Source organism: Chitinophagaceae bacterium, assembly GCA_016710165.1.
GTDB lineage: Bacteria > Bacteroidota > Bacteroidia > Chitinophagales > Chitinophagaceae > Ferruginibacter.
On sequence record JADJLJ010000002.1, the window covers coordinates 567,913 to 582,500 of the forward strand.

The window sequence follows — 14,588 nt, forward strand, 5'->3', positions numbered from 1 at the left end:
TTTAAGGCATGGAAGCATACGGTAAAATTTTATTGATCGCCATGCCGGCATTTTTGCTGCTGGTGCTTTTCGAAAAATGGTATGGCTGGCGTAAGGGGAAAGACACCGTTCGCAACATGGATATGATCAGCAGCCTCAGCAGCGGCGTTACCAATGTTACCAAAGATGTAGTAGGACTGGCTTTTGTCATCATTTCCTATCCGTTCCTGGTGCGGAACCTGGCAATAACCCAGATCAACAATACGGTGCTTGTTTACATCATTGCTTTTTTTGCCCTTGATCTTGCCGGGTACTGGGTACACCGCCTGCAGCATGTGGCCAATTTTTTCTGGAACGGGCATATCGTTCATCACAGCAGTGAAGAATTCAACCTGGCCTGTGCGTTGCGGCAGAGTATTTCGTCCATTGTAAAAACCTTTGCCATTTTTCTTTTACCGGCAGCCCTGCTGGGTGTGCCTGCACCGGTGATCGCTGTGGTGGCGCCCCTGCACCTGTTTGCACAGTTCTGGTACCATACACAGCATATCGGCCGGATGGGGTTTTTAGAAAAGATCATTGTTACTCCATCGCACCACCGGGTACACCATGCCATCAATAAGGAATACATTGATAAGAACTACGGGCAGATATTTATTTTCTGGGACAAATGGTTCGGCACTTTCCAGGAAGAACTTCCCGACGTACCGCCAGTTTATGGCATCACCAGGCCGGTTCGGACATGGAACCCCATCAAAATTAATTTTCAGCATGCGTGGTTGCTGCTCAAAGATGCCTGGCGGACCAGCAACTGGAAAGATAAATTCACTTTATGGTTCCGGCATACGGGCTACCGGCCTGCGGATGTGGCAGCCAGGTACCCGTTGTATAAGATCGAAGACGTGTATCATTTTGAAAAATACAATACGCCTGCCTCACCGGCCTTGAAGACCTGGAGCTGGATCCAGTTGCTGCTGATCCTGTTGTTCGTCAGTTATATGTTCGGCAATATTGCACTCATCAACAACCTCGACAAATCCTATATTTTCTGGTATGGCGGGTTTATTTTCTTAAGTGTGTATGCGCTTACCGATCTGATGGACCGGAATGATTCTGCCCTTGTGTGGGAATGCATCCGCTCTGGCCTGGGCCTTTATTTTCTCTTCGGGCAAAATGATTGGTTTGGAGCCGGTACGTACCTGGCAGCTGTTAAATTTATCCTTGGGGGGTATTTTGTCGTCTCCATTTTTGTAACGGGATGGTTTGTGATGAAGCATAAGAAAGAAGACCAGCCGATGAAACTGGTAGTATAGATCAAACAGCAGCCCTCATCAATTCATTATTCACCGTTCACTCGTCCCTGTCTCAGACAGGGATGCAATGGTTTCAGGACTTTGTCCTGGTAATCATAGAGGAGATTTCGTTAGTTCATTATTCACCGTCCGGAATATCCCCAGCGGGTTCTCATTCTTCAGTTCATCCGGCAACAGGTCGTTGCTCCAGTTCTGAAAGGCAATGGGCCTCGCAAAACGTTTGATGCCATCAGCGCCAACCGATGTAAACCTTGGATCGCTGCTGGCAGGGAATGGTCCGCCATGCTGCATGCTCAGGCAAACCTCCACACCGGTAGGAACGCTGTTTAAAATAAAGCGTCCGCAGATATTTTTTACGGCTTCCACCAGTTCTTCGTTTTGTTTTATGTCGGCATCGGTTGCCATCAGGGTGGACGTCAATTGGCCTTCTAAATGCTTTGCTACTTCGATCATCTCTTTCATGTCTTTGCACCGGATGACAATGGAGTAGGGGCCAAATACTTCCTGGTGAAGAACAAGGTTGTTTAAAAAAGCCTGCCCGCTTGCAGTAGCGATAGCAGGAAGCCCTTCATTTTCTTTTACCATGGTTTCGCTTTCAGCAACCAGGTGAACATCTTCCTGCAGCAATGCATTGCCCTTGTTTTTTTTATACGCTGTTACAATTCCTTCATGCAACATAGGAGCCGGGGCGATTTTCTGGATAGCTTTTCCCAGGTCGTGAATAAAGGTTTGAAGAGAATCGCTCTCTATGCCAATGATCAGCCCCGGATTTGTGCAGAACTGTCCAACACCTAAGGTAATGGAACCGGCATACATGGTTGCAATATCAGCAGCAGATGCTTTTAATTTTTCAGGCAACAGAAACACAGGGTTAATGCTCCCCATTTCTGCAAAAACAGGAATGGGTTCTTTGCGCTGGTTGCCCCAGTCGAATAATTGTTTGCCGCCGGTATAAGAGCCGGTGAAGCCCACGGCTTTTGTGTGCGGGTGTGTTACCAGTGCTTTACCCACTTCAAAGGAAGCGCCATGCACATGGGCAAAGATCCCTTTCGGCATGTTGCATGTTGAAGCTGCTTTGAGGATTGCCTGTGCAACAAGTTCTGATGTTCCGGCGTGGGCTGGATGCGCTTTTACGATCACCGGGCAGCCGGCCGCAAAGGCACAGGCTGTATCTCCACCGGCTGTTGAATAGGCAAAGGGAAAATTACTTGCACCAAACACAACTACCGGGCCCAGGGGCACCAGCATTTTCCGGATATCGGGTTTGGGGGGTGTTTTATCCGGTATGGCAGTATCAATCCTTGCATCCAGCCAGTTTCCTTTTTCACAGGCTTCGGCATAACTGATCAGCTGGAATATCGTTCTTGCCCTTTCGCCACGCAATCTTGCTTCCGGAAGATTGGTCTCACGCATGGCAGTATGGATCAATGCATCGCCGCAGTTCTCCAGTTCAACAGCAATGGCTCTCATGAATGCTGCCCGTTGCTTTAAAGGGAATTTTCTATAGACATGAAATGCATTCCATGCCTGCTGCATGATGGTTTCTATTTCGGATGGACTGCCTTCGTTGAACATTGATCATTGAGAATTGATTATTGAATATTGTTTATAGCGCCGGTCTCGTAGCGATCCCTTCATTGATGATCTTCAGGATCTCTTCTCTTTCTTTCCCGATCAACATCAGTCTTGGTGCCCTCACCTGTTCGGAGCCCAGCCCAGCCTGTGTTTCGGCCAGTTTTATATACTGCACCAATTTGGGATGAATATCCAGTTCCAACAAGGGCATAAACCAGCGGTATATTTTGGTGGCTTCTTCAATCTTACCGGCTTTCACCAAATTAAATATCGCAACTGTTTCTTTTGGAAAAGCACAAACCAATCCGGCTACCCATCCATCAGCGCCCAGGCAAAGTTCTTCCATGGCCAGCGTATCCACACCACATAAAAGCCTGAACCGGTCGCCAAAACGGTTCCTCATTCTTGTTACGTTCGTTACATCCCGGGTTGATTCTTTTACGGCATTGATATTTTTGCAGGCGGCCAGTTCGGCGAACATATCCAGTGTTACTTCAATCTTATAATCCACCGGGTTGTTGTAGATCATAATGGGAAGATCAGTTGAATCAGCTACTGTTTTAAAATAAGTGACCGTCTCCCGGTGATCGCTTTTGTAACGCATAGGTGGTAAAATCATGATTCCTTCAGCTCCCCAGGCTTTTGCATAAGCAGCCTGTTGTAATGCTTCCCTTGTACTTCCTTCAGCAATATTTAAAACCACAGGAACTTTACCTGAACATTTCTCTACGGCAAATTTTACCAGTTGTTCTTTTTCTGATGTGGTCAACACACTGGCTTCACCCAGGGTGCCGCCAAGTACTACGCCGTTCACCCCGGCTTCGAGTTGGGCATGAAGATTTTTCTCAAACAGGGGCAGGTCTAACTGGTCATCTGCAGTAAATTTTGTAGTAAGCGCAGGGAATACACCGTTCCATTGAAAGCTCATGATGGTTTGATTTAATTTTTCCACAAACTACGAAATCGGGGAATAAAAACGCTGCTGAAATTTGAAAGTCTCAACCATTTACTATTTGCCATTTACTATTTACCATTGCCCAATCCCCAATGGCTAATGGCTATTGACCAATGACCAATGCCTTGGTTCGTCCCCGGTCCGGGAAAGTTCGATTTGCATCTTAAGCAATTAAAGGTTACATTGTTGGCTCTATACCAGTGCATCTGCTTAATTCTGCCCCACCATTTATTAATAATTAAACACGTAAAAATGAAAAGAATCGTAATTATTCTGGCAGGGCTTTCTATATTGGCAGCCTGCAACAATTCGAATGAAAAGACGGCTGAAAAAAAGGTGAAGTACAGCGATCTCGCCAATGACTATCTGAAAGGGGATATTGAAACCATTGAGGATACCCCTTACCAGGTGGACAGTACCGGTAAGGCCGGTGCCATGGATTCCTGTTGTATTGATATTACCCAGTACGACGAGAACGGGAATGCCGTTAAGTTTACTTCAAAAGACAGTAAAGGAACCGTAAAGAATGAATCCGTTTTCACCCGGCATGAAAACGGGTTATGGACAGGGGCTACAGATACCAAAGAAGGCAAACCCTCAGGAGGAATGAAGGTTACCGTAGATGAAAAAGGCCAGTACACAATAGCGCAAACAACTGATTCAACCGGTAAACCGGATATTTATTATACCGGGATAACACAAAATGAATACGGGCAGGTTCTTAGCTGGAAACAATATGATAAAGACAGTGTTTTCAGGCAGGAGGGAGAAAGTAAATATGACAAAAGTTTATTTATGGGATTTACTTCAAAAGACAGCGTAGGCAAGGTGAAATCTACCAGTTCGGCAAAGTATAATGATAAGGGAGAGCAAACGGAGTTTTCGAATACAAAGATCACCAAGGATTCTACCACAACCAAGGTAACCAAGTATACCTATGAAACGCATGATGAAATGGGCAACTGGACCCAGCGTACAGAATGGAATGATAAGGGAAAGGCAACGAAGATCACCAAGCGGGTTTATACCTACAGGAAAGAAGAAGCAAAAAAATAATTTTATCTGTTTCTATGGGTTTTAACGCAAAAGCCCAGGGTCATGATATTAAAAGCCTCCCGGTAATTACCGGGAGGCTTTTAATATCTGGCGTCTCTCGTCCCTGTCGCTGGCAGGGATGCCCTGGTTAATTGTTTCAAAACAATTAAAGTAAGGATGAAAAAATATACCACTTAGCGGCCGCCGGATTGAAGTGAAAAGCATAACGCAGTGAAGCTTGTAACGGATAGCTCCCGGAATGATCGGGACAGGCGGGACAAAAGCAAAATAGAATTACAATCGGTGACTACCCCCAGTAAAAAAGCCTTTCAGAATTCTAAAAGGCTTTCCTAATGACCAATGACTAGTGACTAATGACTAGTCCCTGTACCACGTACGGGATTCGAACCCGTGATTCCTCCGTGAAAGGGAGGCGTCTTAACCCCTTGACCAACGCGGCGTTTTATTAAAGGACGGCAAAGATAACATCTAACCCTTTTTCAACCAAATATTTTAAGCCAACTGTATCAGTTTGTATTTTTGAGGCTATATCAGATGAAAACCTTTGACTGTATTGGGTTTTCGCTACTTATTCACAGCCTGGTGTGGCCAAAAATAATCCGCCAAATATCTTTCACATCCTGTAATTTTGCCTCTCAATTTTAAATTCAAATTAAAGCTATGAGTACAGTAAAAGTTGCAATCAACGGTTTTGGTCGCATCGGCCGCCTGGTATTCCGCCAGATCTATAACATGGATGGTATTGATGTGGTTGCCATCAATGATCTTACAAGCCCTGCAGTGCTTGCACATTTATTAAAGTATGACAGCGCACAGGGCCGCTTTGGTCAGAATGTGACCTCTACCGAAAATGCAATTGTGGTAAATGGCCACGAAGTGAAAGTGTATGCCCAGAAAGACCCGGCACAGATCCCCTGGGGTGCTCATGACGTGGACGTGGTGATCGAAAGCACCGGTTTCTTTACCGATAAGGCAAAAGCCGAAGCGCATCTTACCGCAGGTGCAAAAAGAGTGGTAATTTCTGCTCCCGCTACCGGCGACCTGAAGACAGTTGTGTTTAACGTAAACCATGCTATATTGGATGGCAGCGAGACCATCATCAGCTGCGCAAGCTGTACCACCAACTGCCTGGCGCCCATGGCAAAAGTGCTGGAAGAAAAATACGGCATCATCACCGGCTTAATGAGCACCATTCATGCGTATACCAACGACCAGAATACGCTGGATGCACCGCATCCGAAAGGAGACCTGCGCAGGGCAAGGGCTGCTGCGGCTAATATTGTTCCCAACAGTACCGGCGCTGCAAAAGCGATTGGACTGGTGATACCAAGCCTGAAAGGCAAACTGGATGGCGGCGCCCAGCGGGTACCAACCATTACCGGCAGTGTTACGGAGCTTTATTCTATATTGGGTAAAGATGTGACAGTAGAGGAAGTGAATGCCGCCATGAAAGCCGCCAGCAACGAAAGCTTTGGTTATACCGAAGACGAAATTGTGAGCAGCGATGTGATCGGCATCAGTTTCGGAAGTTTGTTTGATGCTACCCAGACAAGGGTGATCAAAACCGGCGACAAGCAACTGGTGAAGACCGTAAGCTGGTACGACAACGAGATGAGCTATGTATCGCAACTGGTGCGTACGGTGCATCATTTCGCCAAACTGATCAAGTAATTTTTTAAGTATATATTTATAACCGCAGAGGCGCTGAGACGCAGAGGAAATTATTCTTAGCGACTTGGCGCCTTTGCGGTTAATTTATTAAATAGCAACTATGTCAAAATTCAGCAACTTCAATTTCTCAGGCCATAAAGCATTAATTCGTGTTGACTTCAATGTACCACTGGATGCGTCCCACAACATCACCGACGATACCCGGATGCGGGCAACGATCCCGACCATTAAGAAAATACTGGGCGATGGGGGCAGTGTTATTTTAATGAGCCACCTCGGCAGGCCAAAAGAGGGCCCCACTGAAAAATACTCTTTAAAGCACCTGGTAAAACATTTGTACGGATTGCTTAACTCCCCGCCAGCCGGCGGGGAAGGGGGCGGAGACGGCAGCACCCGGGTCTTCTTTGCCGATAATTGTATTGGCGAGCAGGCGGCACTCACGGCATCCATGCTTAAACCGGGTGAAGTGCTGTTGCTGGAAAACCTTCGCTTTTATAAAGAAGAAGAAAAAGGCGATGAGGCATTTGCAGAAAAATTAAGCAAGCTGGGCGATGTGTATGTGAATGATGCGTTTGGTACTGCTCACCGGGCACATGCTTCTACGGCCGTTATTGCAAAATTCTTCCCGGCAGAAAAAAGAATGTTTGGTTTGCTGATGGAAGGAGAAGTGGTAAGTGCGGAAAAGGTATTGCATGGTTCGGAGAAACCTTTTACGGCAATCATCGGAGGGGCGAAGGTTTCAGATAAGATTCTCATCATTGAAAATCTTTTGCAGCGGGCTACGGATATCATCATCGGCGGCGGTATGGCGTACAGCTTTTTAAAAGCAAGGGGTGGTAAGATAGGTTCTTCTCTTTGTGAAGACGACCGCCTGCAGACCGCCCTGGATATCCTGGAGCAAGCGAAGCAAAAGAATGTAAGCATTCATTTACCCGAGGACTCTGTGATCGCCGATAAGTTTGCTGCCGATGCAAATACCGATGTTCGCCCCAGCGATGCCATTCCCGATGGCTGGATGGGCCTGGACATTGGTCCCAAGGCAACCGGCATCTTCAATGAAGTGATCGGTAAATCAAGAACGATCTTGTGGAATGGCCCGATGGGGGTTTTTGAAATGGAAAAATTCCAGGCAGGAACCAAAGCCATTGCGGAGTCAGTGGCAGCATCTACTGCAAACGGCGCTTTCAGCCTGGTGGGCGGCGGCGACAGTGTGGCGGCGGTGAATAAATTCAACCTGGCAGATAAAGTAAGCTATGTAAGTACGGGCGGGGGCGCCATGCTGGAGTATTTCGAGGGAAAAACGCTTCCCGGAATAAAGGCTATTAGTGGTTAGTATACTGCTTAAAGCCCCTCTCTCCTGAGCGAAGCCGAAGGATGGAGAGGGGTTTGGGGTGAGGTAAAAGATTAACGGTTTTAAAAGGTTACTTTTACTGAAACGTCTGATTAATACAGAGTATCTCAGGAAAATATTAATTTTAACTTCTAACACTAAAACAAAAAATTATGAAACGCACCGGATTATTAGTCATACTGGGCATTGTTCTTATTCTCGGTTTCTGGGGTTGCAATGGTTACAATGGGTTGGTAACAGCCGACCAGGATGTGAAGAAAGTATGGAGTAACGTGGAAACAAACTACCAGCGCCGTACCGACCTGTACAGCAGCATCATCAAAACAGTAGAAGCATCGGCCAATTTTGAAAAATCAACGTTGCAGGCTGTGGTGGAAGCAAGGGCAAAAGCAACTTCCATTACCGTGGATATCAACGACCCGGCTTCCCTGGCAGCCTACCAGCAGGCACAGGCAAACCTGCAGGGTTCTTTCAGCAGGTTGATCGCTTCCTTTGAAGCATATCCCGACCTTAAAACAACCCAGGCCTTCCGCGACTTCCAGGCTCAGATCGAAGGAACCGAGAACCGCATCAATGTGGCCCGCCAGGATTATAATAAGTCCATTGAAGGATACAACCTGAAGGTGAAGCGCTTCCCAAGAAGTATCCTGGCAGGTGTATTTGGGTTTAAGGAAAAACCTTTCTACAAAGCCGAAGCCGGCAGCGAAAAAAATCCTGAAATAAAATTCGACATAAAATAAACGTTTGACCAGGCCCCTCTTTAAACCGAGGGGCTTGATTTAAAAACAGAATCCCGCCATGTTCTCCTTATTTCAAAAGAAAGAGCACTTCTCCGCCGCTGATAAAGCCCGGATCGTGGAAGCCATCCGTATGGCCGAGAAAGAGACCAGCGGGGAAGTGAGGGTTTACGTGGAAAGCAAGAACCCCTTTGTGGATCCCATTGACCGGGCGGCCCAGATCTTTTATAAATTAAAGATGCAGGATACCGACCACCGCAATGCCGTATTGCTGTATGTTGCCCTGAAGCATCATGAACTGGCACTCTTTGCCGATGAGGGCATTTACCAGAAGACAGGCGCCGGATACTGGAACAATGCGGTGAAGAACATGATCGACAGGTTCTCAAAACACGATATTGCCGGCGGTATAGAACAATGTGTGAAGCAGATCGGGGAGACCCTGAAAGAGAAATTCCCCTACATACCAACGGAAGATAAAAATGAACTGCCCGATGAGATCGTGTTTGGCAGTTAACTAAATCAATTTAAAAACATTCTCCGCCGGTTGGAGGAGACAGCTGCATGAAGAAATTACTTTCCATATTTATTGCGCTGCTGGTTGCGGTTGTATCCTTTTCTCAAAAGAAAACCAGCCCGGATGAACTGCTGAAATATAAGCCCACACAACTTGTAAATGATTTCACCAATACGCTCACTGCTGCCCAGCAACAGGCATTGGAAAGGAAACTGGTGGCTTTTGACGACAGTACCACTACGCAAATTGCCGTTGTTATCATCGCTACCCTGGATGGGAATGATATTGCCGATTATAATGTAAAGCTCGGCCGGGCCTGGGGCGTAGGAGGGAAAGAATTCAGTAACGGGGTTGTTTTACTCATCGCCAAAGACGACCGTAAGCTGAATATATCAACCGGGTATGGCGTGGAAGGTGCATTGCCGGATATAACCTGCAACCAGATCATTGAAGACATCATTGTACCCAATTTCAAGGGAGATGATTATTACCGGGGGATCGAGGAAGGAACAGATGCCATCATCAAGGCTGTGAAGGGGGAATATAAGGCCCCGGCTGAATACCATAAAAAAGGCAAGAGTTCGGTCCTGCGGATCGTTTTTATCATCATCATCATCATCCTTTTCCTTGCCATGAGCGGTGGCAGGGGCGGCGGCGGTTCATTCATGAGCCGGCGTGGTTTTACCGCCTGGACAATTGGCAATATACTTGGCAGCATGGGAAGAAGCGGCGGAGGAGGCTGGAGCGGCGGCGGCGGCGGAAGCTCCGGTGGCTTTGGTGGTTTTGGAGGGGGAAGTTTTGGTGGTGGTGGGGCAAGTGGAAGCTGGTAGATAAGGATTCTTTAAATATTTTGAACCGTTCCGGGAGGAACGGTTTTTTTACACAGTTTGTATCAGCGGCAGGTATTATTTGGAAATAATTTCCTGAGTCCATTGAAACAATTTTTGTGTCTCAGCGGGGTTTTCACAGAATACACTTGAATACTAAGACTCTTGCGTGAAACCCCGATGGAATGTACTCATGGCTTTATTCAAAACTAATCATGATCATTCCGGTCGGTGAAGACACCGACCAGGGCGATAGGAAATTCCGTTAGCGAAAACCCCGCTGAGAAAGAGTTGCCCTGCTGGGGAAGAAGAACCTTTGTGCGCTTCGTGATCTTTCTTCGTGTACTTCGTGGTAAAAAAAAATATACGTTTCGTGCGCCATGAACCCGGGAGGTAGATGGTTAAAAAAAGCCCCGGTAAATTCCGGGGCCTTATCAGGTTCTTTCAGCAGGTTTATTTCATTCCGGCTGCAATATAATCTTCGATCTCTTTTCCCTTCGCTTTTCCTAATTTGTTCAACCCCCCTTTAATGGTAGGGTCCACAAAACCCCTGAACTGCTCAGGTACCTTGTTGCGGAAACTGATGATCATGTCTATTCCCTTTTTCACATTGGCAATGTTCTGTACTTTTTCAAGATAAGCGGCAAAGGTTGCGCTGCCTCCCACTTTTTCCTGGCTCAGCGGCATTTTATCATAACGGCCTGCCACCAGGTCAAAATCGGCTTCTGTTCCTTCGCTCATGATGATCTCATTCACCACATCGCCCAGGTCACCCTTGGCATCATTGCTGTATTTTTTTGCCAGTTCATAGGCTTTGGCTGGTTCCAGGTTCTGCAGGCCTTCCAGCGCTGCACCGGCAACAGAGTAACTGCTGTCGCTGATATTCTTTTCAAACAGCGCTTTGTATTTTGCATCTCCTTTTTTGGCCAGGAAAGAAATGGCCACTGCTTTTGTCTTCCTGTTTTTTTCGGTGTTGGCGATCTGTTCAATGGCTTCAATAACCTTTACATCGTCTTTGAATTTGGAAGTGCCTAGTTTGTTGATGGTACTTCTGCGGAGCGGTGCATATTTGTCTTTCAACCCTTCTGCCAGTTCAGGCATTGCTTTTTTGCCAAAGAAGTCAAGCGCTTCTTTCCGGTCCAGGTAAAGCGGCGCATATTTCAGCTGGTGGATGAAATTCTCAGCGGTCTTGTTATCTGTTTTCTGCCAAAGCATCACTTTATCAGCATCCACATTTACCAGGTCGGGTTTTTGTGTGTAACTGAATGTGAACGTATCAACCTTGTTCTCTGCCCATACATTGTATCTTTTTTTGGCAGCGCCGTTATACAGATCAATGGCCAGGGGGAGGGTGAATACCTTGTCTGTTTTCTGGGTCTGCTCAATGATCACCATTACTTTTCCGGGCACATCGTAATTATAATCGACCTTCACAACGGGGTGACCACTGCCAAAATACCATTGATTCCAGAACCAGCTCAGGTCCTTTCCGGTCACTTCTTCAAATGCCAGGCGCATCTGGTGGGCTTCGCCGCTTTTGAATTTGTTGGTGGTCAGATAACTGTTCAGTGATCTGAAGTATGCATCATCTCCCACATAATTCCGCAGCATGTGCTGCACCCGGCCGCCTTTCTGGTAACTCACCAGGTCAAATACATCTTCCTTGTTACTGTATTTAAAACGGACCAGGTCTTTTTTCGCTTCATTGGGGTTTGAAAAATACTGTGTCATGCCCTGGTAGTTCTCATCATCCCCGGCGTCTTTACCGTACTTATATTCCATCCACAGGGTCTGGCTGTAGTCCGCCATGGTCTCATTCACGGTGATGTTGCTCCAGCTTTCGGTGGTTACATAATCACCAAACCACTGGTGAAACAGTTCATGGGCAATGACGGTCTCCCATCCATTGCCGTCTGTTAACTGCCGTGCATTCTGGTATGCAGCTTCCTGGTGCAGGGTGCTGGTGGTGTTTTCCATAGCGCCGCTCACATAATCACGGCCTACGATCTGGTTGTATTTCTGCCAGGGATAATCCACGCCCAGTTTGTCAGAAAAGAATTTTATCATCTCGGGGGTAAGGCCAAACACGCCCCTTGCATACGGCGCCTGGTCCGCCTCAACATAATAGCTTACTTCCTTGCCTTTATAGCTGTCCTTGATTATTTTGTAATCACCCACGCCCATAAAGAAAAGATAGGGAGCATGCGGCAGGTCCATTTTCCAGTAGTCGGTCCGGGTACCATCGGCATTTTTTTTCTGGCTTATAAGCAATCCATTGCTGAGGGTAACATATTTTGCAGGAACGGTCATGTACATTTCCTGGGTTGTTCTCTGGTTTGGCTTGTCAATGGTGGGGCACCAAACGCTGGTGGCTTCTGTTTCGCCCTGTGTCCAGATCTGGGTAGGCTTATCTTTTTCTTCTCCTTTCGGGTTGATGAAATACAGGCCTTTTGCATCGCTGATGGCAGCGCTTCCTTTCACCTTTACTTCATTTGGCTTACTGGTGTATTCAATGTACACCGTGTAATTTTCTCCGCCTTTATAGGTTTTGTCAAGTTTAATTCTCAACTCCATGCCATCATAATCATATTTCAGGGGAGTTTTTGAAGTTCCCCGGATCATTGCCACTTCTTTGAAATCCATTCCTTTGGCATCCAGGGTCAATGAATCCGTAGGATAGAAGTGGGGCCTGGCGGTCAGCCATTCTTTTCCATACATCCAGGCTTTGTCGTAGTCAAAACGAACATCCAGTTTTGTATGTACAAGGTCATTGATCTTGGCGGGGGTGGCCCGGTAAACCTTTTTCCAGGATGTGTCCGCCGGTGCATTACCCGGCTGGGCCATCAGTAAGAACGGGCCTGCGGTCAAAGCAAGTAAAAACAACATTTTTTTCATACTATAAATTTAGATTGCAAAAATAAGTGACACGGGAATATGGTAAGTGGTTTTTATTTAAGTGGCAAAGGCATAATATTAATAAGTATTTTTGGCCGGTTAATCCAGGAAGAGATGAATCGGATCGCCCAAAGAACAATACTGTTTACCTGCCTTTCTCTGCTGTTTGCTGTAAATGTCTGTGCACAGAAAAGCCGGTTTATTTATATCCAGTCTGATACCAAACAGCCTTTTTATGTAACGATAGGCGAAAAGTTGTTCAGCAGCGCTGATGCCGGGTACCTCATCATTCCCAGGCTGGAGGAGGGCAGTTATGATCTTTCCATTGGGTTTCCCAAAAAGGAATGGCCCCGGCAAAATATAGCCTGTGTGATCAAAGAGGTGGATATGGGGTACCAGTTAAGGAATTTCGGAGATAAAGGCTGGGGCCTGCTTAACCTGCAGACCATGCAGGCGGTCATGGCCAAAAAAGATCCGGTGGTTGACCCGGAACTTTCACCCGAATTGGCTTCGGATTCATTCTCTGTTATCCTGGCATCGGTGGTAAATGACAGGGGCATTTTAAAAAAACAAACAGTGACCAGGGATACACCGGTTGTGGTTATCAATGAAAATAAGGCAGCGGACAGATCCCAGGCGGATAAGGAAGAAAAGATCATCACCACCGGCCGGGAAAAGGAAAATCCTTTGGTGGTCTTGCCGGCCGTGAAAAAACTAAAGCAGGATACAATACCCGGGGGGATGAACATCCGTTTCCTCGATATTTCAGATGAGGGGGCAGATACGGTTTTAATATTTATCCCTGTTGAAGATGATGTTGCTGGTAAGACCGACTCGATAAGACCAGCCAACATAAAGGCTGGGCAAAAGAAAGATGAACTTCCCTCCCGGGATTCAAAATTTCTGGATATGGAATTACCCAATCCCAACCTGGTAAGAGATACCAGCGCCGTATTGGCTGACTCATCAGTTGTAGCGGGAGAGAAAGCCGTTATGCAGAATACAAAGTGTAAACAAACTGCTGACAACAAAGATTTCCTTAACCTGCGCAGGCTGATGGCTGCAGAATTGAATGACGGGGATATGATAAATACGGCGCTGAAAAAATTCAGGTCAACCTGCTTCACAACAGAGCAGGTAAAAAACCTGGGCGGCTTATTTCTGAATGAGGAGGGCAGGTACCGGTTATTTGTTGCAGCATACCCGTTTGTTTCAGACCTGGCGGCATTTAATTCGCTGGAGGCAGAGCTTAAGGAGGAATATTATATTATCAGGTTCAGGGCAATGCTCAATAAATAAAAATAACTTCCGGTAAAGGATATAATACATGGCCCGTTATTTCATTGAAGTATCATATAAAGGCACGAACTATTCTGGTTTCCAGGTACAAAAAATGCCAATTCCGTTCAGGCGGAGGTTGAAAAAGCGTTGTTTGTTTTTTATAAAAAACAATTTGAATTAACGGGATCATCCCGCACAGATGCCGGGGTACATGCACTTCAGAATTTTTTTCATTTCGATTCGGACATTGACATTCAGGATGATTCATACAACCTGAATGCAATACTGCCTGGAGATATTGTGATCAAAAGGATATACAGGGTGGATGACAATGCCCATTGCAGGTTTGATGCCAAAAGCAGGGAATACCGTTACTGCATTTTTGATCACAAGGATCCCTTTCTCCAGGACCGGGCGTATTATTATCCTTATCC

Annotated in this window: 11 protein-coding genes, 1 tRNA gene and 1 pseudogene (1 of these 13 running past the window's edge); 9 read left to right on the forward strand and 4 right to left on the reverse strand. The window is 46.4% G+C overall.

The genetic code is table 11. The features are described from left to right. Nucleotides 1–8: 8 nt before the first annotated feature. Entirely contained in the window at nucleotides 9–1,289 is a 1,281-nt protein-coding gene (locus IPJ02_12930) for a sterol desaturase family protein (protein MBK7376424.1), read from the forward strand. A 93-nt stretch (nucleotides 1,290–1,382) separates the two neighbouring features. Here IPJ02_12930 and IPJ02_12935 read toward each other — a convergent pair whose 3' ends face one another. Both IPJ02_12935 and IPJ02_12940 read right to left on the reverse strand, forming a co-directional pair. Beyond that, complete coding sequence (locus IPJ02_12935) at nucleotides 1,383–2,864, reverse strand: aldehyde dehydrogenase (NADP(+)) (GenBank protein MBK7376425.1); 1,482 nt, start codon at nucleotides 2,862–2,864, stop codon at nucleotides 1,383–1,385. Nucleotides 2,865–2,895: 31 nt separating this feature from the next. Then, nucleotides 2,896–3,792, reverse strand: a complete 897-nt coding sequence (locus IPJ02_12940) for a dihydrodipicolinate synthase family protein (GenBank protein ID MBK7376426.1) — start codon at nucleotides 3,790–3,792, stop codon at nucleotides 2,896–2,898. Between the two features lie 279 nt (nucleotides 3,793–4,071). On the opposite strand from IPJ02_12940, the gene IPJ02_12945 reads away from it, so the two are divergent. Then, nucleotides 4,072–4,875 carry a hypothetical protein gene (locus IPJ02_12945; GenBank protein MBK7376427.1) on the forward strand — a complete coding sequence of 268 codons (804 nt, stop codon included), beginning with the start codon at nucleotides 4,072–4,074 and terminating at the stop codon, nucleotides 4,873–4,875. 367 nt (nucleotides 4,876–5,242) lie between these two features. On the opposite strand, the gene IPJ02_12950 is transcribed toward IPJ02_12945, so the two are convergent. Beyond that, nucleotides 5,243–5,314 (reverse strand) — tRNA-Glu (locus IPJ02_12950). A 221-nt stretch (nucleotides 5,315–5,535) separates the two neighbouring features. Here IPJ02_12950 and gap point away from each other — a divergent pair. From gap to IPJ02_12975, 5 genes are all read left to right on the forward strand, one after another. Further along, nucleotides 5,536–6,546, forward strand: a complete 1,011-nt coding sequence (gene gap / locus IPJ02_12955; GenBank protein ID MBK7376428.1) for a type I glyceraldehyde-3-phosphate dehydrogenase — start codon at nucleotides 5,536–5,538, stop codon at nucleotides 6,544–6,546. A 100-nt stretch (nucleotides 6,547–6,646) separates the two neighbouring features. Further along, nucleotides 6,647–7,879, forward strand: coding sequence for a phosphoglycerate kinase (locus IPJ02_12960; protein ID MBK7376429.1), 1,233 nt, complete (start codon nucleotides 6,647–6,649; stop codon nucleotides 7,877–7,879). A 170-nt stretch (nucleotides 7,880–8,049) separates the two neighbouring features. Beyond that, nucleotides 8,050–8,637, forward strand: coding sequence for a LemA family protein (locus IPJ02_12965; protein ID MBK7376430.1), 588 nt, complete (start codon nucleotides 8,050–8,052; stop codon nucleotides 8,635–8,637). Between the two features lie 58 nt (nucleotides 8,638–8,695). Then, a complete protein-coding gene (locus IPJ02_12970) occupies nucleotides 8,696–9,151 on the forward strand; it encodes a TPM domain-containing protein (protein MBK7376431.1) in 456 nt (151 codons plus the stop codon). A 47-nt stretch (nucleotides 9,152–9,198) separates the two neighbouring features. Beyond that, a complete protein-coding gene (locus IPJ02_12975; GenBank protein ID MBK7376432.1) occupies nucleotides 9,199–9,981 on the forward strand; it encodes a TPM domain-containing protein in 783 nt (260 codons plus the stop codon). 450 nt (nucleotides 9,982–10,431) lie between these two features. Here the strand turns inward: IPJ02_12975 and IPJ02_12980 are convergent, their stop codons facing one another. Then, a complete protein-coding gene (locus IPJ02_12980) occupies nucleotides 10,432–12,873 on the reverse strand; it encodes a M1 family metallopeptidase (GenBank protein ID MBK7376433.1) in 2,442 nt (813 codons plus the stop codon). Between the two features lie 114 nt (nucleotides 12,874–12,987). On the opposite strand from IPJ02_12980, the gene IPJ02_12985 reads away from it, so the two are divergent. Together IPJ02_12985 and truA are read left to right on the forward strand one after the other, a co-directional pair. Then, nucleotides 12,988–14,172, forward strand: a complete 1,185-nt coding sequence (locus IPJ02_12985) for a hypothetical protein (GenBank protein MBK7376434.1) — start codon at nucleotides 12,988–12,990, stop codon at nucleotides 14,170–14,172. Between the two features lie 28 nt (nucleotides 14,173–14,200). Then, nucleotides 14,201–14,588 (forward strand): annotated as a pseudogene (truA, locus tag IPJ02_12990) (tRNA pseudouridine(38-40) synthase TruA) (it continues 334 nt past the right edge of the window).

Bases quoted from the DNA above. Each gene is read 5' to 3' on its own strand.
- IPJ02_12930 (MBK7376424.1), top strand. From the start codon at position 9: ATGGAAGCATACGGTAAAATTTTATTGATCGCCATGCCGGCATTTTTG.
- IPJ02_12935 (MBK7376425.1), bottom strand. From the start codon at position 2,864: ATGTTCAACGAAGGCAGTCCATCCGAAATAGAAACCATCATGCAGCAG.
- IPJ02_12940 (MBK7376426.1), bottom strand. From the start codon at position 3,792: ATGAGCTTTCAATGGAACGGTGTATTCCCTGCGCTTACTACAAAATTT.
- IPJ02_12945 (MBK7376427.1), top strand. From the start codon at position 4,072: ATGAAAAGAATCGTAATTATTCTGGCAGGGCTTTCTATATTGGCAGCC.
- gap (MBK7376428.1), top strand. From the start codon at position 5,536: ATGAGTACAGTAAAAGTTGCAATCAACGGTTTTGGTCGCATCGGCCGC.
- IPJ02_12960 (MBK7376429.1), top strand. From the start codon at position 6,647: ATGTCAAAATTCAGCAACTTCAATTTCTCAGGCCATAAAGCATTAATT.
- IPJ02_12965 (MBK7376430.1), top strand. From the start codon at position 8,050: ATGAAACGCACCGGATTATTAGTCATACTGGGCATTGTTCTTATTCTC.
- IPJ02_12970 (MBK7376431.1), top strand. From the start codon at position 8,696: ATGTTCTCCTTATTTCAAAAGAAAGAGCACTTCTCCGCCGCTGATAAA.
- IPJ02_12975 (MBK7376432.1), top strand. From the start codon at position 9,199: ATGAAGAAATTACTTTCCATATTTATTGCGCTGCTGGTTGCGGTTGTA.
- IPJ02_12980 (MBK7376433.1), bottom strand. From the start codon at position 12,873: ATGAAAAAAATGTTGTTTTTACTTGCTTTGACCGCAGGCCCGTTCTTA.
- IPJ02_12985 (MBK7376434.1), top strand. From the start codon at position 12,988: ATGAATCGGATCGCCCAAAGAACAATACTGTTTACCTGCCTTTCTCTG.